Consider the following 25,571-nt stretch of genomic DNA (forward strand, 5'->3'; position numbering starts at 1 on the left):
AGCCGCACTCACGTCAGCCAGGAGGTAAACCATGTCGGCCACCAAGAAGCCTGTAAACACTCCGTTGCATTTACTCCAACAACTCTCGGGCAGCCTGCTCGAGCATCTGGAAAACGCTTGCTCCCAAGCCTTGGCTGATGCTGAAAAACTGCTCGCCAAACTGGAAAAGCAACGCGGCAAGGCACAAGAAAAACTGCACAAATCCCGCACCAAATTGCAGGACGCGGCCACTGCCGGTAAAGCCAAGGCGCAGAACAAGGCCAAGGCCGCAGTGAAAGAACTGGAAGACCTGCTCGACGCCTTGAAGGATCGTCAGTCCGACACTCGCAGCTACATTCTGCAACTCAAGCGCGATGCCCAGGAAAGCCTGAAACTGGCCCAGGGTGTGGGTCGCGTTCAAGAAGCCGTGGGTAAAGTGTTGTCCTCGCGCGCAGCCAAACCGGCAGCCGCACCGGCGAAGAAAGCAGCCGCCAAACCTGCTGCTGCAAAAGCTCCAGCGAAAACTGCAGCGGCCAAGCCTGCTGCAAAAGCTGCTGCTAAAACCGCTGCCAAGCCAGTAGCAAAAGCACCGGTGAAAGCCGCTGCAAAACCAGCTGCCAAAGCAACCGCAAAACCTGCAGCGAAGAAACCTGCTGCGGCGAGCGCTGCAAAACCAGCGGCTAAAACCACGGCGGCAAAACCTTCTGCACGTACTGCCGCTGCCAAGCCAGCTCCCCGTGCCGCCGCTGCTAAACCAGCCGTCAAACCTGCTGCTGCAAAAGCTGCTCCAGTGAAAACCGCCGCAGCCAAACCGGCCGCTAAACCAGCTGCTGCAAAACCAGCTGCCAAGACTGCCGCTAAACCAGCTGCTGCAAAACCAGCTGCCAAGACTGCCGCTAAACCTGCTGCAAAAGCACCAGCAAAAGCTGCTGCCAAACCAGCCGCTAAACCGGCCGCTGCTGCCAAACCAGCGACTGCTGCTGCCAAGCCTGTTGCTGCAAAACCAGCCGCCAAGCCAGCTGCAAAACCTGCCGCAAAACCAGCCGTTAAAAAGCCTGCTGCTGCAAAACCAGCTGCCGCTAAACCGGCTACCGCGCCTGCCGCTAAGCCTGCCGCACCGGCAGCGTCGACTGCGCCATCGGCAGTTGCTCCAGCCGCGACTACCTCGACGCCATCGACTGCGCCGTCTCCAGCCGCTGTGTCGAGCACCAGCAACAACCCGACCAGCGCTTCCTAAGTGCCGGTTGCCGCGACGCGCAGCACTTGCAGCGCGTCGCGGTTCGGGCTGGCCGCCGAGCCGGCCAATCCCTCAAGCCAGGTCTTCGCGCCTGCGCCGTTTTGCCCCCACTCCTGCGCAACCCCCTCCAGTCGTGACAACAACGCTCGCTCAGCTTCGAGCTCAAGTGATTTGATCTGCTCGCGCATGCCTTTCAACACCGCATCATCGGTCGCCGGTGCTTTCCATTGCATACGCAGTGCGCGCAGTGGCTGCACCACGTCGATATCCCACGGTTCGGTCAGCGTCTGAAGCTGGCTCAAGCGTTGCTCATCACACGTCACCCCGCGTTGTTCCAGCCATAAACCACACAGCAGCAGGCAGACACTGGCGCCCGCCGTTTGCAGCTGCAGGCAGGCATCTTCCACGCCCGGGCGGGCGTAGGTGGCAAGGGAAAAGCTCCACAGGTCAGAGGACATCGTGCTACTCGCGCCAGTTGTGAGCGAAGCTGGTAGACTCCGCCGCCATTATGATCCGACTTCAGAACCTGACTTTACAGCGTGGCCCGCAACGTCTGCTAGAAGACGCCGAGCTGACCCTGCACGCCGGCCACAAAGCCGGCCTCATCGGTGCCAACGGCGCCGGCAAATCCAGCCTGTTTGCCTTGCTGCGCGGCGAGTTGCACCCGGATTCGGGCGACTGCCTACTGCCGGCCGACTGGCGTATTGCGCACATGCGCCAGGAGGTCGACACCCTCGAACGCCTGGCGGTCGACTATGTGCTCGATGGCGACCTGCGTCTACGCGAGGTGCAACGTGACCTCGCCGTGGCCGAAGCGGCTCACGACGGCGTCGCCCTGGCCCGTCTGCATTCCGAGCTCGACAGCGCTGACGGCTACACCGCCGATGCACGAGCGCGCAAATTGCTGGCCGGTCTCGGTTTCACCAATGAACAGATGGATCGCCAGGTAGGAGATTTCTCCGGTGGCTGGCGGATGCGTCTGAATCTGGCGCAGGCATTGATGTGCCCGTCGGACCTGTTGTTGCTCGACGAACCGACCAACCACTTGGATCTCGACGCGATCATCTGGCTCGAAGAGTGGCTGAAAAGCTACCCGGGCACCTTGCTGCTGATTTCCCACGACCGTGATTTCCTCGATGAAGTCGTCGATCACGTGGCCCACGTCGATCAACGCAAAATCACTTTGTATCGCGGCGGCTACACCGCGTTCGAACGCGCCCGCGCCGAGCGTCTGGCCCAGCAGCAACAGGCTTACGAGAAGCAACAGGCGCAACGTGCGCACATGGAAAGCTACATCGCCCGCTTCAAGGCGCAAGCGACCAAGGCTCGTCAGGCGCAGAGCCGGATCAAGGCGCTGGAGCGGATGGAAGAGCTGTCGGCGGCCCATGTTGATTCGCCGTTCGATTTCGTCTTTCGCGAGTCGACCAAGATCTCCAGTCCGCTGATCGACCTGTCGGATGCGCGCCTGGGTTACGGCGACAAAACCATCCTGGAGAAGGTCAAGCTGCAACTGACCCCAGGTGCGCGGATCGGCCTGCTCGGCCCGAATGGCGCGGGTAAGTCGACGCTGATCAAGAACCTCGCCGGCGAGCTGTCACCGATCGCCGGGCGCCTGACCCGTGGCGAAAACACCGTGGTCGGTTACTTCGCTCAGCATCAGCTCGATTCCCTGGACGCCAAGGCCAGCCCGTTGCTGCATTTGCAGCGTCTGGCGCCGACCGAGCGTGAGCAGACCCTGCGTGATTTCCTTGGCGGTTTCGACTTCCGTGGTGCGCGCATCGATGAGCCGGTGCTGAATTTCTCCGGTGGTGAAAAGGCTCGTCTGGCCCTGGCGTTGATTGCCTGGGAGCGGCCGAACCTGTTGTTGCTCGACGAACCGACCAACCACCTCGATCTGGAAATGCGCCTGGCGCTGACCATGGCACTGCAGGAATTCAGCGGCGCGGTGCTGGTGGTGTCTCACGATCGGCATTTGCTCAAGAGCACCACCGACAACTTCTACCTGGTCGCTGACGGCAAGGTCGAAGAGTTCGATGGCGACCTCGAAGACTATGCGCGGTGGCTGGTGGAATACCGTCAGCGCAACGCCCCGGTCAGCAACACTCCGGTCAACCCGGACAAGACCGATAAGAAGGCCCAGCGTCAGGCGGCTGCTGCGTTGCGTCAGCAACTGGCCCCGCACAAGCGTGAAGCCGACAAGCTCGAAGCCGAACTGGGCAAGCTCCACGAGAAACTGGCCAAGGTCGACGCCAGCCTCGGCGACAGCGATATCTACGAGCCGGCCCGCAAGAACGAGTTGCGTGATCTGCTCGCTGAACAGGCCAAGTTGAAGGTTCGCGAAGGCGAGCTGGAAGAAGCGTGGATGGAAGCCCTCGAGGTGCTGGAAAGCATGCAGGCGGAGCTGGAGGCGCTGTCCTGATGGAAGCGTTCAAGCTGCCGCTGCCAGCGGAGTGGGTCGAGCCGGTCTGGTTTGGCGTGCAGATTCTGCTGATCCTGCTGGCCGGTTACCTGACCCAGCGCTTCGTTGCCAAAGGCCTGACCCGGTTGGGCGAGCGCTATCCGTTCCCGCCGCAGTTGCTGATGCCGCTGCGTGGCGTGTTGCGCTGGTTGATCATGGGCAGCGCGCTGATCTTTGTTCTGGAGCGTCTCGGTGTTTCGGCCACGGTGTTGTGGACGGCGCTGTCGGGCTTCGTTGCGGTGGCAGCGGTCGCGTTCTTCGCGATGTGGAGTGTGCTGTCGAATTTGCTCTGCGCGATTCTGATCTTCACGGTCGGGCCGTTTCGGCTGGGCGATATCGTTGAGCTGGTGGACACCACGGACAAGCCTGGCGTGAAGGGGCGAGTGGTGGCGATCAATCTGCTCTACACCACGTTGATCGAGGCTGAAGAACTCGGAACGGGCAGCGCCATGGTGCAGGTGCCGAACAGCTTGTTCTTCCAGCGTTCGGTGCGGCGTTGGCGCGGGACGGATGTGTTTCCTGCCAGTGGCTTTGAGAAGTAAGTCTTAAAGCCAGATCAAAAGATCGCAGCCTGCGGCAGCTCCTACAGGGATCGCATTCCAATGTAGGAGCTGCCGCAGGCCGCGATCTTTTGCTTTTAGCCTCAAACCGCATTAGCTTTGACAACTTGTTACGGCATGAGTCGAGGTGTGCGATGGAGCTTCAAACATGGCTGGCGTTTTTTGCCGCCTGCTGGGTGATCAGTCTGTCCCCGGGTGCTGGCGCCATTGCGTCGATGTCCAGCGGTCTGCAATACGGTTTCTGGCGCGGTTACTGGAACGCCCTCGGCCTGCAAATCGGCCTGGCGGCCCAGATTGCGATCGTCGGCGCCGGTGTTGGCGCGATCCTGACGGCTTCGGCCACGGCTTTCCACGCGATCAAATGGTTCGGCGTGGCTTACCTCGTGTACCTGGCCATCAAACAATGGCGCGCGCTGCCCATGGACATGAGCGATGACGCAGCGGTACGGCCGATCGGCAAGCCGCTGGCGCTGGTGTTCCGCGGGTTTCTGGTGAACATCAGCAACCCCAAGGCCTTGGTGTTCATGCTCGCGGTGCTGCCGCAGTTCATCAACCCGCATGCGCCCCTGCTGATTCAGTATGTGGTGATCGGTGTGACGATGATCGTTGTCGACCTTATTGTGATGGCGGGCTACACCGGCCTGGCGTCGAAGGTGCTGCGTCTGTTGCGCACCCCGCAGCAGCAGAAGCGCATGAACCGCACGTTTGCCGGGCTGTTCATTGGCGCGGCGGCGTTTATGGCGACGTTGCGTAAAGCCGCGGCATAAACATCACGGGCACAAAAAAGGCGACCTCGGGAGGTCGCCTTTTTTATTGCCTGTCAGGCTGTGGCGAGGCCAAGAGTCAGCGCAAGATCACTGGCGCAGTATCGCGCGGCAGGTTGTTGCGTTGCGCCGGCTCACGCGGCTGCTCGTAACCGCCGCCACCGAGCTGCATGCTCAGTTGCCCGGCCACGTCTTCACCCAGCGCTTTCGACACGTCACGCACCACCCGAGGACGGTTCAGCGAGATCTTGATGTCGCGGCCGTTCACCAGTTTGGTGTCCTGCGCTTCGCCCATCGCTGTGAAGGCCGAGGTGATCTCGAAGGTCTTGGTGTTGATCAGGCTGAAATCCGCCACCAGCGTCAGGCCCAGTACCGCCGAATAGCTGTCGGTGTGCGCCAGCTCGTTCATGTCCTGGGTGAAGTCGATGTCTGACACGGTGCCGAACAGCACATAGTCGGCGCCCTTGAAGTTGCCGGCCTTGATGCGCTTGATCACGTCGTAGACGTCACCCTTGGACGACGCAGTGTACGGCGTGCCTTGCACCAGTTGGAACATGCCGGTACGCAGGATTTCACCCTTGATGTCGCCGGTGAATTTGCGCAACTCGCCTTGCTCGATGTAACTGGTGCTCGCTTCGATCTCGTTGTAGCTCGAAGAGCCGCTGGAGCTGTAGTAACCCTCGCGGTGATTGCTCTGGGCCGAAACGATGTGGATGTATTGCTCCACACGTTCCTGATACGCCAGGTCCGTCACCGCGACTTTCGGGGCCGCCTGCGCGCTGAACGCGCAAGCCAGGGCCATCATGCCAATCCATGCGCGCATTGCTTAACGCTCCGTGGTTTTGCGGATCTCTTTTTCGTCCATCCACTCGGCCAGACCGCTTTCAACGTCGATCAGTTGCAGGCTGAATTTGTAGAAGACGTCCTTGTAATCGCTGCTGCGCTTGACGATCGAGCTGATCGAGCCTTCGATGCGGTACTTGGCGGCAACCATGTTGCCAGTCTTGGCCACAGTGCTCTTCTTGTACAGGCCGCTCTGGTTTTGCAGCTTGAGCTGGTCAACCTGGCTCTGCATGGCGTTGTTGTCGCTGGCGAAGCGAGCAACACCGGTCTTCATCAGCTGAGTCTTGATGCTGGTGGTGATTTCGCGGGTGTCGATGTATTCGCTTGTCTTGTTCTTCACGTCGTAGACCTGAACCACCGGACGGCCCTGCAGGATGCCGGACTGGGCCAGCGAGCGGGTCATCGACTCGGCGATCATCTGCAGGTCGGTGGAACCGAATTCATTGGTCACGGTTTCAACCGCTTTGGTGTCGCCGTAGCTGATGTTCTTGCTGCCCAGGGTCGGCGAAGTGTTGGCGCAGCCGGAGGCCAGCAGGGCGATAACGGCGATGCAGGAAAAGCGTGCAAACATGGGAATGCTCTCTAAAACAGGAATAGGGTGGCGGGCTTACGGCGTCTTGATTTCCAGACGGAAGTCCACGGCTTTCGGGGTCGGGGCGATGCCTTGAATGAAGCTGGTCTGGGCGCCGTACATCATTTGGCTTTTCCACACTTCTTCTTCGGCAATCGGGAAACCTTCCGCGCCGAGCCAGGCGAAGCGGTAGTAGAAAATCTTGTTGCTGTTGAGGGTATTGCTCAACTGCACGTTGACCGTCATGAAGCCGTTTTCGCGGGCGACGCGCATGGCGCCGACGACGATGTGTTTCTGCGGGCCCATGGCCACGACTTTGCTCGCGGCGCTGCCCGGCTCTGGCGGTGGCGGTGGCGGGGTGGCGCAGCCGCTCGCCAGCAAGGCGAGGGCGGCGACGGCGATGAGTTTGAAGCGCATGCAAAGACTCCGTTCTTAAGGTTGTTTGAGGCTGGCGACGTTGGTTGCGCCGGCGCTCGGGATGATGTGAGCGGCGAGACCGCCGGCGAACACCTGGTTGCCCACAGCGCGCAGGCTGATCACTTGGTAACGCTGATCGACGGTGACCTTGACCACCGAACCGCCCACGGCGCTCGGCAGAGTGACTTGGTGCTCGCCTTTCTTCAAGCGCAGACGCACCACTTGGGTGTTGTCCGGCAGGGTGCGCCACGTACGGGTATCGGCACCTTCGAGCACAGCTGAAGAGATGCCGACGGCCAGACCGGCCAGTGGATTGGTTTCGTTGATCTGCTTCTGCGCCACGCCTTTGGTGATTGCCCGCACGGTGGTGCGCAGAATGATCCCCGGCATGTCGTCACGCAGAGCGCGGCGGGACATGGCGGTGGTGCTGTTGAGCGCGGTCAGATCGACCTGCTGGCCATCGACACCGATCTGCGCGAACGGCGCGGTGGAGGTGTCTGGCTTGATGATCGGGAACGACAGCGGCGTGATCACCACGTTGTTGGAGATCGGCAAAGGCAGCGGCACGCGGATCGAGTCGCGCGCTGGTGCCAGACCGCTTTGCACCACGATCAGGATGTCGCTGTCGTCGGACTTGCCCGGTTTGTCGAGGTTGACCAGCGCCTGCTCCAGCAGCGGGGTATTCGGGCGCAACTCGGCGGCCTTGCGGTAGCCCGGTGCAGCCAGATCTTTCTCGCCCAGGGCTTCGTAGACGAAGCCGGCCAGATAGTGACTGAACGCACTCTGGTAGCTGTTTTTCAGACCGACCACTTCTGGGGCATCGAGACTGGCGACCGGATAACCTTGCAGGTCCTTGTACTGGGTCTTGATGCCTTCTTTCTCGGCCTCTTCTTCGCTCTTCAGGTATTCCTTGTCGCGCAGGTCGGCAATCACCGCTTCACGTTCGTGCGTTTTCTTGATGGCGGTGCGTGCGCCGTCGAAATCGTTAACCGCCAGCAGGTTCAGGGCCATCTGCGTGGTCAGCATGACTTTTTCGTAGTCGTAACCTTCGTAGCGACGCACCTTGTCGTTGACCAGGAAACTGCCGAACTGGGCCAGGTACTTGTCGGTGTCGAGCTTGACCGAATCTTCCCACTTGCCCACCACCTGATCGGCGCTGGTCCACGCGTTCTGGCTACCGGACAGGTCGCCCTTGGCGCGCAGCAACTCACCTTTTTCGAAATAATAGAGCAGGTCTTTGTCAGGGCCGGTGTTGTTCTTTTCCAGCAGGGTCAGCGCGGCGTCGACGTTGCCGGAGGCCAGTTGCTGGTTGGTCTGGGCCAATTCGGAGTCGTAGTTGCGAAACGCTGAACAGCCGGACAGCAGAGTGACGGCGCTGAGCGCAATCAGAGTGGGGGCGCGGAATGCCATGGGGGTACTTCTTCCCTGGAGTAACTACAGCCGCGGATGCTGGTCGGGCTGGTGTGACCCATCGACAGTGGCGCTGGCCTCCTGCCAATTCCTCATAACCTGAGGAGCTTTATGCCCGATCGCAATAACGCGGGCGCGGCATTATAAGCAGGCGGTGATGGCTATGTAATAGCTTTTTAATCGCACTCGTTAGTTTGGTGCCATTACTTATTTCAGATCGGATACCACACTGCGAGTCGGCGCTGCGCTGGGCTGGAATGCGCTGCCATTGGCAAATACTCGATCACCCAAAGCACGCAGGCCGATGACCTGGCGGTTCTGGTCGATGCGGACTTTCATCGGTGCAGCGCCGGGAGCGTTGGGCAGGCTGATCAGGTGCTCACCTTTTTTCAGGCGCAGGCGCACGACTTGGGTGAGGTTGGGCAAGGTGCGCCAGGTCCGTGTGTCGGCGTGCTCGAAACCGTCCCAGTGCGTGACGTAGGACGCTTTGCTCGGATCGCGTCGATTGTCCCTGCCCTGAACATCGGCTGCCAGAAATGCCCGATAGGTTGTGCGCTGGATAATGCCCGGCATGTCGTCACGCAGGGTGCGCAAGGACATGTCGGTAATGCTGTTGACCGCAATCAGCTTTTTTTGACGACCATCGATGCTCAGTTGGTTGAATGAAGGCGTCGAGGTGTCGGGCACCATTATGGGGAACGAGATATTGGCGACGATGACCTGACCGTCCGCGAGCTTCACCGGGTAGGGCACGCGCACGGAGCTGCGGGCCGGCGCCAGGCCGCTCTGCACGATGATCAGCACATCGCTTTCGTCTGCCTTCAGGCCTGGGCTGTCGAGATCGCGCAGTGCCTGTTGGAAAAACGCCATGTCCGGACGCAGTTCAATTGCCTGACGATAGCCGGGCGCTGCCAGATCTTTCTCGCCCAGCGCTTCGTAGGTGAAGCCGGCGAGATAGTGACTGAATGCACTTTGGTAACCGTTTTTCAGAGCAATCACCGCAGGCGATTCGAGCATCACCACGGGGTAACCCTGCAGATCCTTGTAATGCACGCGCGCGCCCTGGGCCTTGGCCGCTTCTTCGATACGCTCGTATTCCAGCTCCCGCTGTCGGGCGATCAGCGCTTCGCGCTCGTGGGTTTTCTTGATGTCGGCACGGGCGCCGTCAAAATCATTCATGGCCAGTTGGTTGAGGGCCATTTGCGTGGTCAGCATGACTTTTTCGTAGTCGTAGCCATCGTAGCGGCGCAGCTTGTCATTGATGATGCTGCCCCAGTGATCGCCCATCGCGGCGAGCAGCTTGTCGCCGGTGGTTTCGATCGTGTCCTGGCGCTCGATGATCATCTGCTCGGCGCTGCGCCAGGTTGTCTGGCTCTGCGCAAACTCGCCGCCGGCGCTCAGTACGGTGCCCTTTTCGAAATAGTAGAGCAGGTCTTTTTCCGCGCCCGGATTGTTCGCTTCGATCACGGACAGGGCGCTGTTGATGTTGCCGGCCTTGAACGGGTCGGTGGTCTGTTGCAGTTCCAGGTCGTAATTGCGATATGCACCGCAGCCGCTCAGTTGCACAACGGCGGCGATCAACAGGGGCAGGTGCAAGCGATGGCGCATAAAAGGGGTTCATCCTTGAGCGGGAAATGCGACAGGTCGCGCAGTATAGGGTGCAATAGTGGCTAAGTGATGTGGCGTTTTTTGTAGACCGATGGCTCGCGACATGTGTGGCGTTATGTCGACAAAGCTTGAGGGAAACGCGTTCGAAGTGAACAATATGTAACTTCGCATTTCCATTTGAGAATGACTCATGACTGCCTCGTCCCGTTTTCTGGCCTGGCTGCTGTTCCCGTTGATTGCCCTGAGCAGCTTCAATCTGCTGGCCGATAACGTGGAAGGCGCACCGCAAGCGCTGCACCTGCTCGATTACATCAGCGCCGACTACCCGCCGACGGTAGCGGCGGGCAAGGTTGTCGATGATTCCGAATACCGCGAGCAACTGGAATTCACACGGGCGCTGCAAGGCTTGATCGCCGGCATGCCGGCCAAGCCTGAAAAAGCTGCGCTGGAGCAAGGTGTCAGCGCGTTGCACGCCGCAATCACCGCAAAGCAGGATGGCGCCGAAGTCGCCCGGCAGGCGCGGCAACTTGGCGCGCAACTGGCGGTGGCGTATGAAGTCAGCCAAGCGCCGATCATCACCCCCGACCCCACCCGGGGTGCGCCGCTCTATGCGCAGAATTGCTCGGTGTGCCACGGCGACAGTGGCGCCGGTGACGGCCCGGCGGGCCTCGGCATGACCCCGGCACCGGCCAATCTGCGGGATGCGGCGCGGCTGGATCACCTGAGTCTGTATGCGATCTACAACACCCTCGGTCAGGGCGTTGAAGGCACCGACATGCCAGCGTTTGCCGATCAGCTCGACGATCGGCAGCGCTGGGATCTGGCGACTTACATCGCCGGCTTCAGCGCCGATCCGGCGGCGGCCAAAGCCGACAAGACCTACAACATCGCCGATCTGGCCCGTCAGACCCCGGCCGAAGTGCAGGCCGCCGATGGCCCGCAAGCCGCCGCGACGTTCCGCGCCCAGCGTGCGCAACCGCCGCAGGTCAAGCGTGGCCCGGCGCAACTGCTCGACTACACCGCAGCGACCCTGGACAAGAGCCTCGCGGCCTACCGTGCAGGCGAACACGATCAGGCCTACGACCTGTCGGTGGCGGCTTATCTGGAAGGCTTTGAACTGGTCGAGAGCTCGCTGGATAACGTTGACGCCAATGTGCGCAAGGACACCGAAAAATCCCTGATGGCCTATCGGCAATCGTTGCAGGACGGCTTGCCGGTCGAGCAGGCCGAGCAGCGCCTGGACGCCGCCAAGGCCAAGCTCAAGGAATCCGCCGGGTTGTTAGGCAGCGACGGCTTGAGCTGGTCACTGAGCTACATCTCCGGTCTGCTGATTCTGCTGCGCGAAGGTCTGGAAGCGATTCTGGTGCTGGCAGCGATCCTCGCCTTTCTACGCAACACCGGCCAGCAATCGGCGGTGCGCAGTGTCAACGTCGGTTGGGGCCTGGCACTGTTGGCCGGTCTCGGTACCTGGGCGCTGGCGGCGTACGTCATTGATGTCAGCGGTTCGCAGCGTGAACTGCTGGAAGGCGCGACGGCACTGTTCGCCAGTGTCATGGTCCTGTGGCTGGGCGTATGGATGCATGACCGTCGCCACGCCGCAGCCTGGCAGGATTACATCAAGAGCAGTCTGGTCGGTGGTGGCGGGCGTTTCGGCTTCGCGATTCTGGCGTTCTTCTCGGTGTATCGCGAGCTGTTCGAGGTGATCCTGTTTTACGAAACCCTGTGGTTGCAGGCAGGACCAGCCGGGCATGACGCGGTGCTCGCCGGTGGTGCGACGGCACTGGTGCTGCTGGTTGGTCTGGCGTGGGTGATCCTGCGCGGTTCGGCGAAACTGCCGCTGACGTTGTTCTTCAGCATCAACGCGGCGCTGCTGTGCGCATTGTCGGTAGTGTTCGCCGGGCATGGCGTCAAGGCGTTGCAGGAAGCCGGGATCTTTGGCACGCGGCCGGTGGCGTTCTTTGAATTCGACTGGCTGGGGATTCATGCCGATGCCTATTCGCTGACGGCGCAGGCGGTGGCGATTCTGGCGATTGTGGTGTTGTATGGGCGTAGCTGGGTGGCGGAGAAGCGGCGGGTTTCAGCTGCTTGATTGAGTAACTCCTAAAAGATCGCAGCCTTCGGCAGCTCCCACAGGGACAAGGCATGTCGCAATGTTACGCCGCGACGCGCACCCTGTAGGAGCTGCCGCAGGCTGCGATCTTTTGCTTTTAGAGGTAAAGAACATGCGTGTCTGGATCGATGCCGACGCCTGCCCACGGGCGGCGAAGGATCTGGTGGTGAAGTTCGCCCTCAAACGCCAGTTCGAAGTGGTGCTGGTGGCCGGGCAGCCGCAGATCAAGCCGGGGCTGGCCATCGTCAAACTGATCGTGGTGCCGAGCGGGCCGGATGCGGCAGACGATTATCTGGTCGAGCACGCGGTGCCGGGTGAACTGGTGATTTGCAGCGACATCCCGCTGGCCGATCGTTTGGTGAAGAAGGGAGTCGCGGCGCTGGATCCGCGCGGCAAGGAATTTGACGCGCAGAACATGGGCGAGCGCCTGGCCGTGCGCAACCTGTTCACTGATCTGCGCGAACAAGGCCAGATGAGCGGCGGCCCGGCGCCGTTCGGGGATCGCGAGAAACAGGCGTTTGCCAATGCGCTGGACCGGATCCTCACCCGACTGACGCGCAAACCTTAAGCCCTACACAAATCCTCTGTGGGAGCGAGCCTGCTCGCGAAGGCGCCAGATCAGGCAACGCTGTGTTGAATGACACACCGCTTTCGCGAGCAGGCTCGCTCCCACATTGGGTTTTGTGTGCTGCTGGAGATCAGGCGTCGTTTTCGTGGGTCAGTTCGAGCACGCGGTCGACCAGTTTGTTAATCCCCGAAGCCGCTTCACTGATGTTCTGCGCCAGCATGTAAGCCGGGGTCGTCACCAGTTTGCGCGCCTTGTCTTCGATGATTTCCGTCACCGCACAGTCTTCGTGAGTGGCGCCCATCTTGTTCATCGCCGTGGCGGTGTCGACGTCATTGCCGATGGTGCAGGTCACGCCCGGGCCGTAGATCTTCGCCGCCAGCGCCGGAGAAATGCACATCAGGCCGACAGGTTTGCCCGCTTCGGCAAATGCTTCGGCCAGCGCCAGCACTTGCGGCTGCACGCTGCAGCCAGCGCCTTCGACGGCGAAGTTGGACAGGTTTTTCGCCGCCCCGAAACCGCCCGGCACGATCAACGCATCAAAATCGTCGACGTCGGCTTCGCGGATGTCCTTGATGTTGCCGCGGGCGATGCGCGCCGATTCCACCAGGACGTTGCGCGACTCGGGCATTTCTTCGCCTGTCAGGTGATTGATCACGTGCAATTGCGCGATGTTCGGGGCGAAGCACTGCACCTGCGCACCGCGTTGGTCGAGGCGCAGCAGGGTGATGACGCTTTCGTGGATTTCGGCGCCGTCGTACACGCCACTGCCGGACAGGATCACTGCAACTTTTTTGCTCATGGGTTTCTCTCCAGATTCATGGCGCTAAATGTCCACTAAATTGTCCTGCGTTGCCATAGCCTCAAGAGGTGGCTGCACCTGCAAGGAACGCTTTCTACATGGATCGCAACAACGGCGGGGTGTTCATTATTTGGGGTTGCCTGCTGCGTAACGAGCGCTAGATTTTTGGCGTGAGAACGCCGCTGGAGAACTTGAATGCACCAGAGCAGCGAGGATAAAAGTGACGTATCTGACTGAAGGGGTCGGCCAGCCCGCTCAATGCCGGCGGGCTGTAGCAAAGCGCCAGCGATTTATTCGGCTGGCGACTTTGGTTCGGCAGGGGACGCTTCGGCTTGATTCAGCAGCGCAGCTTTCGCGGCTTGCTCGTCGGCGTAGATTTTCTTCGCCAGACGCGCATTCTTGAAGCGGCGACGCAGCCACAGGCCAACGCCAAGAATCAGCAGCGCGCCGAGCACCCACAGCTCGTACTTCTTGATGCTGCCGAGCATGCCTTCCAGCACCGCACCGAAGTGGTAAGCCGCAGCGGCCAGTGCAGTCGCCCAGATTGCCGCGCCGATACCGTTGAGCAGCAGATAACGTCCCGGCGGATAGCCCGACAAACCGATCGCCACCGGCATCACCGTGCGCAATCCGTAAACGAAACGGAAACTCAGTACCCAGATGTCCGGGTGCTTGCGAATGTGCTCCAGCGCGCGGTCGCCCATCATCTGCCAGCGCGGTTTGCGCGCGAGCAATTTGCGCCCGTGCTTGCGCCCCAGGAAGTACCACAGCTGATCGCCGGCATAGCTGCCGCAGAACGCCACGACCACCACCAGATTGATGTCCATGTATCCACGGAACGCGAGGAAGCCCGCGAGCACCAGAATGGTTTCGCCTTCGAAGAACGTGCCGAGGAACAAGGCAAAGTAGCCAAAGTCATGCAGAAATTGTTGGAGCATTGTCTGGGTGCTGGCGAAATGAACGCGCAGCCTAACCCTTCGGACACATTCATGAAAGTGTCCAAATGTGTCTCGACGTGAACAATTCCTACACTGAGAATGGAATGCGGCTACGCGTCACAGGTCTCACACAACTGTCATCTGTTCGTCATAATGGCCGTCTATAACTGTCACGCTCGCCCGTTTGCGCGGGCTCAGGAGTCTGCCGTGAGCTTTACCCCTGCCAATCGTCTGTTCCCTGCAACCCGCCTGCGTCGCAATCGTCGTGATGATTTTTCGCGTCGGCTGGTGCGGGAAAATGTGCTGACGGTCGATGACCTGATCCTGCCGGTGTTCGTGCTTGACGGTGAAAACCGCCGCGAAGCCGTGGCCTCGATGCCGGGTGTAGAGCGCTTGACCATCGACCTGCTGCTTAAAGAAGCGGCCAAATGGGTCGAGCTGGGGATTCCGGCGCTGGCGCTGTTCCCGGTCACTCCGCCCGAATTGAAATCCCTTGACGCTGCTGAAGCCTGGAACCCCGAGGGCATCGCCCAGCGCGCCACCCGCGCGCTGCGTGAGCGTTTCCCGGAACTGGGGGTGATCACCGACGTCGCACTCGATCCGTTCACCACCCACGGCCAGGACGGCATCCTCGACGAAGAAGGCTACGTACAGAACGACATCACCGTCGACGCGCTGGTCCGTCAGGCCCTGTCCCACGCCGAAGCGGGTGCGCAGGTAGTGGCACCATCGGACATGATGGACGGTCGCATTCAGGCGATCCGTGAAGCGCTGGAGATTGCCGGCCACGTCAACGTGCGGATCATGGCTTATTCGGCCAAGTACGCCAGCGCCTATTACGGCCCGTTCCGCGATGCCGTCGGTTCGGCGTCGAACCTCGGCAAGGCCAACAAGGCTTCCTACCAGATGGACCCGGCCAACAGCGACGAAGCGCTGCACGAAGTCGGCGCCGACTTGTCTGAAGGCGCGGACATGGTCATGGTCAAACCGGGCATGCCGTATCTGGACATTCTTTTCCGGGTAAAAGATGCCTTCAAAGTGCCGACCTTCGTCTATCAGGTTAGCGGCGAATACGCCATGCACATGGCGGCGATCCAGAATGGCTGGTTGAGCGAGGCGGTGATTCTCGAATCTCTGACCGCCTTTAAACGTGCCGGCGCTGATGGCATCCTGACTTACTTTGCTGTCCGCGCCGCTCAATTGTTACGAGAGCAGAAATAGCCCTCCCAGGAACATTCAATGAATACCGAAGGACTCACGGAAGTTGCAGTAAAAGAAGCTCAACCGGTGGTCGAGCAAATCACCGAGACCCCGCCGGAACTGGAGCCTGCGCCCCCGGCGCCAGTCGCCGAACCTGTCGCGGCGGCGCCCGTGATTGCGATCCCGGGCCTGGATGACAGCAGCCTGTACATCCACCGTGAGCTTTCGCAACTGCAATTCAATATCCGCGTGCTGGAACAGGCGCTGGACGAGTCCTATCCGTTGCTGGAGCGTTTGAAGTTCCTGCTGATCTTCTCCAGCAACCTCGACGAATTTTTCGAGATCCGCGTCGCCGGCCTGAAGAAACAAATCACCTTCGCCCGTGAACAGGCTGGTGCTGACGGCTTGCAGCCGCATCAAGCACTGGCGCGGATCAGCGAGCTGGTGCACGGTCACGTTGATCGTCAGTACGCGATCCTCAACGACATCCTGTTGCCGGAGCTGGAGAAGCACCAAGTGCGCTTCATCCGTCGCCGCCACTGGACGACCAAGATCAAAACCTGGGTGCGCCGCTATTTCCGCGACGAGATCGCGCCGATCATCACCCCGATCGGCCTCGACCCGACGCACCCGTTCCCGTTGCTGGTGAACAAGAGCCTGAACTTCATCGTTGAACTGGAAGGTATCGATGCCTTTGGACGCGATTCCGGTCTGGCGATCATCCCGGCGCCGCGTCTGCTGCCACGGATCATCAAGGTGCCGGAAGAAGTCGGCGGTCCTGGCGACAACTATGTGTTCCTGTCGTCGATGATTCATGCGCACGCCGATGACCTGTTCCAGGGCATGAAGGTCAAGGGTTGCTACCAGTTCCGTCTGACCCGAAACGCCGACCTGGCACTCGATTCCGAAGACGTCGAAGACCTGGCCCGCGCCCTGCGTGGCGAGTTGTTCTCGCGTCGTTACGGCGATGCGGTACGTCTGGAAGTCGCCGACACTTGCCCGAAACACCTCTCGGACTACCTGCTCAAGCAGTTCAACCTGAGCGAGACCGAGCTGTATCAGGTCAACGGCCCGGTCAACCTGACCCGTCTGTTCAGCATCACCGGTCTGGACAGCCATCCGGAGCTGCAATACACGCCGTTCACTCCGCAGATCCCGAAACTGCTGCAGAACAGCGAAAACATTTTCAGCGTCGTCAGCAAGCAGGACATCCTGCTGCTGCACCCGTTCGAGTCGTTCACCCCGGTGGTTGACCTGCTGCGTCAGGCCGCGAAAGACCCGCACGTTCTCGCGGTGCGCCAGACGCTGTACCGCTCCGGCGCCAACTCCGAGATCGTCGATGCGCTGGTGGATGCCGCGCGTAACGGCAAGGAAGTCACCGCGGTCATCGAGCTGCGTGCGCGGTTCGACGAAGAGTCCAACCTGCAACTGGCCAGTCGTCTGCAAGCGGCCGGTGCGGTGGTGATTTACGGTGTGGTCGGCTTCAAGACCCACGCCAAGATGATGCTCATTCTGCGTCGCGAGGCCGGCGAGATCGTGCGTTACGCGCACCTCGGCACGGGTAACTACCACGCCGGTAACGCCCGTCTCTATACCGACTACAGCCTGCTGACGTCCGACGATGCCTTGTGCGAAGACGTCGGCAAACTGTTCAGCCAGTTGATCGGTATGGGTAAAACCCTGCGCATGAAGAAACTGTTGCATGCGCCGTTTACCCTGAAGAAGGGCATGCTCGACATGATCGCCCGCGAGACCCAGTTCGCCGTCGAAGGCAAACCGGCGCACATCATTGCCAAGTTCAACTCGCTGACCGATCCGAAGATCATTCGCGCGCTGTACAAGGCCAGCCAGTCGGGCGTGCGCATCGACCTGGTGGTACGTGGTATGTGCTGCCTGCGTCCGGGCATTGCTGGGGTTTCGCACAACATCCATGTGCGTTCGATCATCGGCCGCTTCCTTGAGCACACGCGGGTGTTCTACTTCCTCAATGGCGGCGACGAGCAGATGTTCCTCTCCAGTGCCGACTGGATGGAGCGCAACCTCGACAAGCGCGTCGAGACTTGCTTCCCGGTCGAAGGCAAAAAACTGCTGACCCGGGTGAAGAAAGAGCTGGAGCTGTACCTGACCGACAACACCCACAGCTGGAGCCTGCAGTCGGATGGCCGTTACATCCGCAACACGCCGACCGGAAATCAGAACCCGAGAAGTGCGCAGGCGACGTTGCTGGAACGCTTGGGTAGCCCCATCCTTCCGGTAAGCAGCTAAGGCCTTGAAGGTCAAAAGCCCCTCACCCTGGCCCTCTCCCAGAGGGAGAGGGGACTGACCGAGGTGTCTTACGCTATACGCCGACCTGAACTACCGAGTCGAACTCAGGCTGTGAAGCCAACGGAGATCGGCTCCCTCTCCCTCGGGAGAGGGCTGGGGTGAGGGGGAAGGCTCACCTCTGCACTCAAGTCGAACCCAATAAAAAGGCGATCCCAACGGATCGCCTTTTTTGTGCCTGACTCAATAACTCAATGCACCGTAAGCACAATCCCCACCCGCGTCAGCCAATCCGCCTCAAGCCCGAAATCCGCCTGAGTCAGCTGGTTCTCATCCAGCCAATTTTCCGGAAACTCCACATCGAGGTTGTTGCCCTTCGCATGCAGCACCACCTGCGGCATCGCCTGCGTGCCACGAATGTGGTGGAACAGGATCGCAAAGCGCAGTAGCACACAGAGGCGAATCAGCTTGTCGCCGTCGTCACCGAAGTCAGCAAACTTGTCCTTGGGAATGTTGCGGCGATGGCCGCGCACCAGCAGGGCAAGCATTTGCTGGTCTTCGCGGGAGAATCCGGCAAGATCCGAGTGTTCGATCAGGTAAGCGCCGTGTTTGTGGTAGTGATAGTGCGCAATGTCGAGGCCGACTTCGTGCACTTTCGCCGCCCAGCCGAGGAGTTCGCGCCAGATGCCGTCATCCAGCTCCCAATCCACCGCGACCTGATCGAACGCGTGCAAGGCTTTGCGCTCAACCCGCGCCGCTTGTTCGAGGTCAACGTGATAACGCTCCATCAACGAAGTCAGGGTGCGTTCGCGCACGTCTTCATGATGATGACGGCCGAGCAGGTCGTAGAGCACACCTTCGCGTAGCGCGCCGTCGCAGTGATCCATGCGTTGCAGTTCGAGGGCGTCGAAAATCGCTTCGAGAATCGCCAGGCCCGCCGGGAAGATTGTCCGGCGATCAGGCTTGATGCCTTCGAAATCGATCTTGTCGACATCACCGAGCTTGAACAAGCGCCGCTTGAGCCACGCCAGGCCTTCGGCATTCACTTCGCCCGTGCCGTGACCGCCAGCCTTCAGCGCCAGGCCGATGGCACGGATGGTGCCCGAGGAGCCGATGGCCTCGTCCCAGGTCAGGCGGTGCAGGGCGTGTTCGATGCTCATGATCTCCAGCCGCGCCGCCGTGTACGCCTGGGCGTAACGGGCCGGGGTGATCTTGCCGTCCTTGAAATAGCGCTGGGTGAAGCTGACGCAGCCCATTTGCAGGCTTTCGCGCAGCAGCGGCTCGAAACGCTGGCCAATGATGAATTCGGTACTGCCACCGCCGATGTCGGCGACCAGACGTTTGCCCGGGGTGTCGGCAAGGGTGTGCGACACGCCCAGATAAATCAGCCGCGCTTCTTCACGACCGGAGATGACTTCCACCGGATGGCCGAGGATTTCTTCGGCGCGGTGGATGAACTCGAGGCGGTTGCGCGCTTCACGCAGGGCGTTGGTGCCGACGATGCGCACGGCACCCAGCGGCATACCGTTGATCAGTTGGGCAAAACGCTTGAGGCAATCGAGGCCGCGTTGCATCGATTCTTCGTTGAGATGGCGCTCATCGTCGATGCCGGCGGCGAGCTGAACTTTCTCCCCGAGGCGTTCGAGAATGCGGATCTCACCATTCTGGGCCTTGGCCACGACCATGTGAAAGCTGTTCGAGCCCAGGTCGATTGCGGCGATCAGGGACAGATTCTTGGCTTGGGATTGCGGCATGGTCAGGGGGTCTCGGTCGATAACCTCGACATCGTGCCACGATCAAACGCTGACGCCAACGCGCACGGTTCAAACCGCCGGAGCGCGCACCCCGAACGTTATCGTTCCCACGCTCTGCGTGGGAATGCCTCACCGGACGCTTTGCGTCCGCTTTTGGGACGCGGAGCGTCCCTGGCTGCGTTCCCACGCGGAGCGTGGGAACGATGGATGAGGCAGATTCAGGCTATCGCTTCCACCGTGCCAATAAAGTTCGCCAGCTCCGCCGTTTGCGGATTGGCAAACAACACCTTCGGATCCCCCACCTCATGCACCTTGCCGTGGTGCATGAACACCAGTTTGTCGCCGACCTCGCGGGCGAAGCGCATTTCATGGGTGACCATGATCAGCGTCATGCCTTCCTTGGCCAGTTGCCGCACGACGCTGAGCACTTCATTGACCAGCTCCGGGTCGAGCGCCGAGGTGATTTCATCGCACAGCAACACTTTTGGCGACATCGCCAGCGCCCGGGCAATCGCCACCCGCTGTTGCTGACCGCCAGACAGCCGATCGGGGAAGGCATCGAATTTTTCCCCGAGACCCACGCGCTCCAGCATCTCACGCGCCAGTTCCGCAGCCTTGGCTTTCGGCACTTTCTGCACCACCTGCGGCGCGAGCATGACGTTTTCGCCCACGGTCAGGTGCGGGAACAGGTTGAACTGCTGAAAGACCATGCCGACCTTCTGCCGCAGGCTGCGCAGATCGGCGCGGGCGGCGTCGAGGTATTCGCCGTCGACTTCGATCACGCCGTCGTTGATCGATTCCAGGCCATTGAGGGTGCGCAGCAGGGTGGATTTGCCCGAGCCGCTGCGGCCGATGATCGCCACCACCTGGCCTTCCTCGACGCTGAGGTCGATGCCTTTGAGCACGTGGTGATCGCCGTAGTATTTATGCAGGGCGGAAATTCTAAGCAGAGGCATGCAGTCTCCTTTCCAGGTAGCGCGCACTGAGGGACAAGGGGTAGCAGAGCAGGAAGTAGCCGAGGGCGACGAGGCCGTAGACCATGAACGGTTCAAACGTGGCGTTGGCGAGCATGCCGCCGGTCTTGGTCAGCTCGGTGAAGCCGATGATCGACGTTACGGCGGTGCCCTTGACCACTTGCACCGAAAAGCCCACGGTCGGCGCCACAGCGATGCGCAGCGCTTGCGGCAGGATCACGTAGCGCAGTTGCTCCAGCGGATTGAGCGCCAGACTCGCCGAGGCTTCCCACTGGCCATTGGAGATCGACTCGACGCAGCCGCGCCAGATCTCCGCCAGATAAGCGCTGGTGAACAAGGTCAGCGCAATCGCTGCCGCCATCCACGGCGAGATTTCGATCCCGGCCAAGGCCACACCGAAAAACACCAGAAACAACTGCATCAACAGCGGCGTGCCCTGGAACAGCTCGATCCAGGTGCGGGCGATGTTGCTCGACACAGGATTTTTCGAGATGCGCATGATCAGGATCAGCAACCCGACGATCCCGCCGCCAATGAACGCCACCAGCGACAGCGCCAGTGTCCATTGCAGGCCGGTGAGCAGGTTGCGCAGGATGTCCCAGAAGGTGAAGTCGCTCATACGCTGCTCCTGCTTCGACTGATATAGCGCCGGCCGATCCAGTTCAGTAACTGGCGAATCAGCAACGCCATGCACAAGTAGATCAGGGTGGTCAGCGCGTAGGTTTCAAAGGCGCGGAAGTTGCGCGACTGAATGAAGTTGGCGGCAAAGCTCAGCTCTTCGGTGGCGATCTGCGAACACACCGCCGAGCCGAGCATGACGATGATGATCTGGCTGCTCAGGGCCGGCCAGACCTTGCCCAGCGCCGGGAGCAGCACCACATGGCGGAACGCCTCGAAACGGGTCATCGCCAGCGCCGCTGCGGCTTCCAGTTGCCCGCGCGGGATCGCCTGAATGCCGGCGCGGATGATCTCCGTGGAATAGGCCCCGAGGTTGATCACCATCGCCAGCACCGCCGCTTGCCACTCGGAAATCTGCACGCCCAGCGACGGCAAACCGAAGAAGATGAAGAACAACTGCACCAGAAACGGCGTGTTGCGGATCAACTCGACGTAGACGCCGAAGATTGCCGAGAACGGGCGGATATTCCACGCCCGCACCAGCGCCCCGACAACTCCGACGCCGACCCCGAGCAGCGCACCGATGGCCGTCAGCTCAAGGGTGAACAGTGCCCCGCGCAGCAACAGGTCGGTGTTTTCCACCACCGGCATGAAATCGAACTGATAAGCCATGAAGGTCTCCCGCGCAGTCGATCAGAGATCGGCCGGCAGCGGCTCTTTCAGCCAGGTCTGCGAATTCTTTTCCAGGGCGCCGTCAGCCTTGGCGGTGGTCAGGATGTCGTTGACCTTGGCCAGCAGCGCCGCTTCGTTCTTGTTCACGCCGACGTAGACCGGGGAATCCTTGAGTTTCACTTTCAGCGCCGGTACGCGTTTCGGGTTCTTTTCGCTGATGGCGACCATCACCACGTTGCCGCTGGCGATCAGGTCAACCTGGCCGGCGAGGTAGGCGGCGATGGTCGAGTTGTTGTCTTCGAAGCGCTTGATGGTCACGCCTTCGGGAGCGACTTTGCTCAGCTCGATGTCTTCGATGGCGCCACGGGTGACGCTGATGGTCTTGCCCTTGAGGTCGTCGAGGCTGGTGATCGCAGCATCTGGCGGGCCGAACACGGCGAGGTAGAACGGTGCATAGGCGCGGGAGAAGTCGATGACTTTTTCGCGGTCGGGGTTTTTGCCGAGGCTGGAAATCACCAGATCGACTTTGCCGGTGGTCAGGAACGGAATGCGGTTGGTGCTGTTCACCGGGGTCAGTTCGAGTTTGACCTTGAGTTGATCGGCCAGCAGTTTCGCTGTGTCGATGTCCAGACCGCGAGGTTTCATGTCCGGGCCGACCGAGCCGAATGGCGGGAAGTCCTGGGGTACGGCGACTTTCAGCGTGCCGCGTTTGACCACGTCGTCCAGACCGTCGGCGTGAGCGGGGGCCTGGCTGAGCAGCAGGCTGGAAAACAGAGCGGCGAGGAGGGCGCTGTAACGCTTGGTCATGGACAATCTCCGGATCGGCGGGAAGTGATTTCTGCGATCGGACAGAGCATGGGCCGTGCCAATACGTGCCTATCGTCCCGGCAGACCGCAGTTTCAGCGGCTTTGTTCGGTCTTACTGGTCTGAACAGTCAGGTTGTTTTTCGCACTGCCATGGCGCACCGGCGTGGTTCGCCGAACCCTGCTGGGGCACGACTTGCCGGACTCGGCGAATAGCTTTACAACTAGCCGCACATTGGCCTGGCGCGTCTGAAAAACCATGAACTCGATTTCCCGTGCGGTACCCGAAGTGGCGCTGCAAGCGATCCGCAAACTGATCACTGAACAGGGTTTCGGTGCGGGCGATGCGTTGCCGTCGCAACGGGATCTGGCGCTCCAGTTGGGCGTCAGTCGGGCGTCGTTGCGGGAGGCGTTGTCCTCGTTGAGTGCGCTGGGTGTGGTCAGCATTCAGCCGGGCAAAGGCGTGTTTGTGCAGTCGCCGGTAGAGTTGCCGCGTGGCGCACAGGCGCCGGGCTGGGCATTTGCGGCCCAAGCCTCGCCGCTGGATATCTTTCAATTGCGCTATGCGCTGGAAGGCTTTGCCGCGGGGCTGGCGGCGGTCACGTTGAGCACGTTCGATCTGGATGCGCTGGAAGACAATGTCGCCGCGATGCGTGAGCAATTGCGCGCCGGTGACTTTGAAGCGGCAGCAAAACTGGACTTCGAATTCCACCGGCGCATCCTGCTGGCCAGCGGTAATCAGGCGATGCTGAGCATCCTCACCGCCAGCGCCGAGATCTTTCTCGAAAGCCAGAAACTACCGTTCATCCGCGCCGAACGCGCCATGGAAACCTGGCAGGAACACCGCAAGATCCTCCGGGCCCTCGCGCGGCGGGCCTCCGGTGCCGCACAAAAAGCCATGCAGGAGCACGTGCGCAACGCCGCCCTGCGCACCGGTATTTCCTTTATCGCCCCCGCCACGGCGTGACTTGAGCTATACCCAAACTCATCGAGTGCCATAGCAAGACTCAATCAACTGCGGCTTCCTGAACAAGGGAAGGGCGGCTATGATGGGCCACGTTTTTTTGCTTACAACCTGGAGAATTCCATGAGCAGCGATCTTATCAAACACGTTAGCGACGCTAGCTTCGAAGCCGACGTACTCAAGGCCGAAGGCGCTGTCCTGGTCGATTACTGGGCTGAATGGTGCGGTCCTTGCAAAATGATCGCTCCGGTTCTGGACGAGATTGCCGAGACTTACAAAGGCAAGCTGACCGTTGCCAAACTGAACATCGACGAAAACCAGGAAACCCCGCCCAAGTACGGCGTACGTGGTATCCCGACCCTGATGCTGTTCAAGAACGGCAATGTTGAAGCGACCAAGGTCGGCGCCCTGTCGAAGTCGCAACTGGCTGCTTTCCTCGACGCCAACATCTAAGCGTCGCGGTAAAGTGCCCGAAAAAAGCCCCGCAAATTAGCGGGGCTTTTTGCGTATTCAGGGCTAGACGCTCTGAAACTCAGGTGGTACATTCGGCCCCGCACTGGTTTCTCCACTGCCCCCTGCTAGCCGTCGCCGACGCACTCCTTTTCGAATAAGTACGCGATCCTGTCGCCTTCTCCGCGGCGCGGCCTCATTAAGCCAAAAGCTTAATTTCCCCCCCTCCATAAATGATTACGTCATTCCTATATGAATCTGACTGAACTCAAGCAAAAGCCGATTACCGAACTGCTCGAATTGGCCGAACAGATGGGCATAGAAAATATGGCCCGTTCGCGCAAGCAGGACGTGATTTTCTCCCTGCTGAAAAAGCACGCGAAAAGCGGCGAGGAAATCTCCGGTGATGGCGTGCTGGAGATTCTCCAGGACGGCTTCGGCTTCCTGCGCTCCGCTGACGCTTCCTACCTGGCCGGCCCGGACGATATCTACGTCTCGCCAAGCCAGATCCGCCGCTTCAACTTGCGCACCGGTGACACCATCGTTGGCAAGATCCGCCCTCCGAAGGAAGGCGAGCGGTATTTCGCCCTGCTCAAGGTCGACACGATCAACTTCGATCGTCCCGAGAACGCGAAAAACAAGATTCTCTTCGAGAACCTGACCCCGCTGTTCCCGACCGTGCGCATGAAGATGGAAGCCGGTAACGGCTCCACCGAAGACTTGACCGGTCGTGTCATCGACCTGTGCGCCCCGATCGGCAAAGGCCAGCGTGGTCTGATCGTTGCACCGCCGAAAGCCGGTAAAACGATCATGCTGCAGAACATCGCAGCGAACATCGCCCGTAACAACCCTGAAGTTCACCTGATCGTGCTGTTGATCGACGAACGTCCGGAAGAAGTGACCGAAATGCAGCGCACCGTGCGCGGCGAAGTGGTTGCCTCGACTTTCGACGAGCCGCCGACCCGTCACGTGCAGGTTGCCGAAATGGTGATCGAGAAGGCCAAGCGCCTGGTCGAACACAAGAAGGACGTGGTGATCCTGCTCGACTCCATCACCCGTCTGGCCCGTGCCTACAACACCGTGATCCCGAGCTCCGGCAAGGTATTGACCGGTGGTGTCGATGCCCACGCCCTCGAGAAGCCAAAACGCTTCTTTGGTGCTGCGCGTAACATCGAAGAAGGCGGCTCGCTGACCATTATCGCCACCGCGCTGGTTGAAACCGGCTCGAAGATGGACGAAGTGATCTACGAAGAGTTCAAGGGTACCGGCAACATGGAACTGCCTCTGGATCGCAAGATCGCCGAGAAGCGCGTGTTCCCTGCGATCAACATCAACCGCTCCGGTACCCGTCGTGAAGAGTTGCTGACCGCCGACGACGAACTGCAGCGTATGTGGATCCTGCGCAAGCTGCTGCACCCGATGGACGAAGTGGCTGCCATCGAGTTCCTGGTCGACAAGCTGAAAACGACCAAGACCAACGACGAGTTCTTCTTGTCGATGAAGCGCAAGTAATACGCAAGCTGTTAAAAAATAAGCGTCCGAAAGGGCGCTTTTTTTTGCCTTGGATTATTTGTATCTGGATTGAAGTTTGCGCGGCTGATAACTTCGCGC

24 protein-coding genes are annotated in these 25,571 nt (G+C 60.4%); 11 read left to right on the plus strand and 13 right to left on the minus strand.

What is annotated here, in order from left to right:
* The first annotated feature begins 31 nt into the window (after window positions 1-31).
* Window positions 32-1,216 (plus strand): AlgP family protein, encoded by a 1,185-nt coding sequence (locus QZR14_RS03795; RefSeq protein WP_311995922.1) that lies wholly within the window; start codon window positions 32-34, stop codon window positions 1,214-1,216.
* Here the strand turns inward: QZR14_RS03795 and QZR14_RS03800 are convergent.
* Window positions 1,213-1,674 (minus strand): TIGR02444 family protein, encoded by a 462-nt coding sequence (locus QZR14_RS03800; protein WP_250605713.1) that lies wholly within the window; start codon window positions 1,672-1,674, stop codon window positions 1,213-1,215. The two genes, QZR14_RS03795 and QZR14_RS03800, sit on opposite strands and share 4 nt — an antisense overlap.
* A gap of 50 nt (window positions 1,675-1,724) precedes the next feature.
* On the opposite strand from QZR14_RS03800, the gene QZR14_RS03805 reads away from it, so the two are divergent.
* The 3 genes from QZR14_RS03805 to QZR14_RS03815 all read left to right on the plus strand — a co-directional run bounded on the left by QZR14_RS03805 (window position 1,725) and on the right by QZR14_RS03815 (window position 5,001).
* Window positions 1,725-3,635, plus strand: a complete 1,911-nt coding sequence (locus QZR14_RS03805; protein WP_250605714.1) for an ATP-binding cassette domain-containing protein — start codon at window positions 1,725-1,727, stop codon at window positions 3,633-3,635.
* Window positions 3,635-4,216: a mechanosensitive ion channel family protein gene (locus QZR14_RS03810; protein ID WP_250605715.1), complete on the plus strand. Its 582-nt coding sequence runs from the start codon at window positions 3,635-3,637 to the stop codon at window positions 4,214-4,216. The genes QZR14_RS03805 and QZR14_RS03810 overlap by 1 nt, the downstream gene beginning before the upstream one ends.
* Window positions 4,217-4,368: 152 nt before the next feature.
* Complete coding sequence (locus QZR14_RS03815; RefSeq protein WP_250605716.1) at window positions 4,369-5,001, plus strand: LysE family transporter; 633 nt, start codon at window positions 4,369-4,371, stop codon at window positions 4,999-5,001.
* A gap of 76 nt (window positions 5,002-5,077) precedes the next feature.
* Here QZR14_RS03815 and QZR14_RS03820 read toward each other — a convergent pair whose 3' ends face one another.
* The 5 genes from QZR14_RS03820 to QZR14_RS03840 all read right to left on the minus strand — a co-directional run bounded on the left by QZR14_RS03820 (window position 5,078) and on the right by QZR14_RS03840 (window position 9,847).
* Complete coding sequence (locus QZR14_RS03820) at window positions 5,078-5,821, minus strand: penicillin-binding protein activator LpoB (RefSeq protein ID WP_311995923.1); 744 nt, start codon at window positions 5,819-5,821, stop codon at window positions 5,078-5,080.
* Between the two features lie 3 nt (window positions 5,822-5,824).
* The gene (lpoB, locus tag QZR14_RS03825; protein WP_016772610.1) at window positions 5,825-6,412 is read right to left on the minus strand and encodes a penicillin-binding protein activator LpoB; all 588 of its coding nucleotides are present in this window, start codon (window positions 6,410-6,412) and stop codon (window positions 5,825-5,827) included.
* Window positions 6,413-6,448: 36 nt separating this feature from the next.
* Complete coding sequence (locus QZR14_RS03830) at window positions 6,449-6,829, minus strand: YcfL family protein (RefSeq protein WP_311995924.1); 381 nt, start codon at window positions 6,827-6,829, stop codon at window positions 6,449-6,451.
* A 15-nt stretch (window positions 6,830-6,844) separates the two neighbouring features.
* Window positions 6,845-8,239, minus strand: a complete 1,395-nt coding sequence (locus QZR14_RS03835; RefSeq protein WP_311995925.1) for a COG3014 family protein — start codon at window positions 8,237-8,239, stop codon at window positions 6,845-6,847.
* A gap of 207 nt (window positions 8,240-8,446) precedes the next feature.
* Window positions 8,447-9,847: a COG3014 family protein gene (locus QZR14_RS03840; protein ID WP_250605719.1), complete on the minus strand. Its 1,401-nt coding sequence runs from the start codon at window positions 9,845-9,847 to the stop codon at window positions 8,447-8,449.
* A gap of 190 nt (window positions 9,848-10,037) precedes the next feature.
* Between QZR14_RS03840 and QZR14_RS03845 the strand changes: the two genes are divergently transcribed.
* Together QZR14_RS03845 and QZR14_RS03850 are read left to right on the plus strand one after the other, a co-directional pair.
* Window positions 10,038-11,936, plus strand: coding sequence for an FTR1 family protein (locus QZR14_RS03845; RefSeq protein ID WP_250605720.1), 1,899 nt, complete (start codon window positions 10,038-10,040; stop codon window positions 11,934-11,936).
* A 133-nt stretch (window positions 11,937-12,069) separates the two neighbouring features.
* The gene (locus QZR14_RS03850; RefSeq protein ID WP_007911138.1) at window positions 12,070-12,525 is read left to right on the plus strand and encodes a YaiI/YqxD family protein; all 456 of its coding nucleotides are present in this window, start codon (window positions 12,070-12,072) and stop codon (window positions 12,523-12,525) included.
* A 130-nt stretch (window positions 12,526-12,655) separates the two neighbouring features.
* Here QZR14_RS03850 and elbB read toward each other — a convergent pair whose 3' ends face one another.
* Together elbB and QZR14_RS03860 are read right to left on the minus strand one after the other, a co-directional pair.
* Window positions 12,656-13,324 (minus strand): isoprenoid biosynthesis glyoxalase ElbB, encoded by a 669-nt coding sequence (gene elbB, locus QZR14_RS03855; protein ID WP_311995926.1) that lies wholly within the window; start codon window positions 13,322-13,324, stop codon window positions 12,656-12,658.
* A 290-nt stretch (window positions 13,325-13,614) separates the two neighbouring features.
* Window positions 13,615-14,262, minus strand: coding sequence for a DedA family protein (locus QZR14_RS03860; RefSeq protein ID WP_311995927.1), 648 nt, complete (start codon window positions 14,260-14,262; stop codon window positions 13,615-13,617).
* Between the two features lie 207 nt (window positions 14,263-14,469).
* On the opposite strand from QZR14_RS03860, the gene hemB reads away from it, so the two are divergent.
* Both hemB and ppk1 read left to right on the plus strand, forming a co-directional pair.
* Entirely contained in the window at window positions 14,470-15,483 is a 1,014-nt protein-coding gene (hemB, locus tag QZR14_RS03865) for a porphobilinogen synthase (RefSeq protein ID WP_311995928.1), read from the plus strand.
* Between the two features lie 18 nt (window positions 15,484-15,501).
* Window positions 15,502-17,727: a polyphosphate kinase 1 gene (ppk1, locus tag QZR14_RS03870; protein WP_250605723.1), complete on the plus strand. Its 2,226-nt coding sequence runs from the start codon at window positions 15,502-15,504 to the stop codon at window positions 17,725-17,727.
* A gap of 248 nt (window positions 17,728-17,975) precedes the next feature.
* On the opposite strand, the gene ppx is transcribed toward ppk1, so the two are convergent.
* From ppx to QZR14_RS03895, 5 genes are all read right to left on the minus strand, one after another.
* Window positions 17,976-19,478, minus strand: a complete 1,503-nt coding sequence (gene ppx, locus QZR14_RS03875; protein ID WP_250605724.1) for an exopolyphosphatase — start codon at window positions 19,476-19,478, stop codon at window positions 17,976-17,978.
* Between the two features lie 218 nt (window positions 19,479-19,696).
* Window positions 19,697-20,434 carry an amino acid ABC transporter ATP-binding protein gene (locus tag QZR14_RS03880; RefSeq protein WP_311995929.1) on the minus strand — a complete coding sequence of 246 codons (738 nt, stop codon included), beginning with the start codon at window positions 20,432-20,434 and terminating at the stop codon, window positions 19,697-19,699.
* Window positions 20,421-21,071 (minus strand): amino acid ABC transporter permease, encoded by a 651-nt coding sequence (locus tag QZR14_RS03885; RefSeq protein WP_250605725.1) that lies wholly within the window; start codon window positions 21,069-21,071, stop codon window positions 20,421-20,423. Before QZR14_RS03885 ends, QZR14_RS03880 begins: the two co-directional genes overlap by 14 nt.
* Complete coding sequence (locus QZR14_RS03890) at window positions 21,068-21,742, minus strand: amino acid ABC transporter permease (RefSeq protein ID WP_250605726.1); 675 nt, start codon at window positions 21,740-21,742, stop codon at window positions 21,068-21,070. The genes QZR14_RS03885 and QZR14_RS03890 overlap by 4 nt, the downstream gene beginning before the upstream one ends.
* 21 nt (window positions 21,743-21,763) lie before the next feature.
* On the minus strand, window positions 21,764-22,549 hold the full coding sequence (locus QZR14_RS03895) for a transporter substrate-binding domain-containing protein (RefSeq protein ID WP_311995930.1): 786 nt from the start codon (window positions 22,547-22,549) through the stop codon (window positions 21,764-21,766).
* Window positions 22,550-22,805: 256 nt separating this feature from the next.
* Here QZR14_RS03895 and QZR14_RS03900 point away from each other — a divergent pair, with 256 nt between their 5' ends.
* The 3 genes from QZR14_RS03900 (at window position 22,806) to rho (ending at window position 25,472) form a co-directional block, all read left to right on the plus strand.
* Window positions 22,806-23,513, plus strand: coding sequence for a FadR/GntR family transcriptional regulator (locus QZR14_RS03900; protein ID WP_250605728.1), 708 nt, complete (start codon window positions 22,806-22,808; stop codon window positions 23,511-23,513).
* A gap of 120 nt (window positions 23,514-23,633) precedes the next feature.
* Window positions 23,634-23,963, plus strand: coding sequence for a thioredoxin TrxA (gene trxA, locus QZR14_RS03905; protein WP_311995931.1), 330 nt, complete (start codon window positions 23,634-23,636; stop codon window positions 23,961-23,963).
* 249 nt (window positions 23,964-24,212) lie between these two features.
* On the plus strand, window positions 24,213-25,472 hold the full coding sequence (gene rho, locus QZR14_RS03910; protein ID WP_003229334.1) for a transcription termination factor Rho: 1,260 nt from the start codon (window positions 24,213-24,215) through the stop codon (window positions 25,470-25,472).
* Window positions 25,473-25,571: the final 99 nt, after the last annotated feature.

Origin of the sequence: Pseudomonas sp. rhizo66 (genome assembly GCF_031931925.1) — a bacterium.
Taxonomy (GTDB): domain Bacteria; phylum Pseudomonadota; class Gammaproteobacteria; order Pseudomonadales; family Pseudomonadaceae; genus Aquipseudomonas.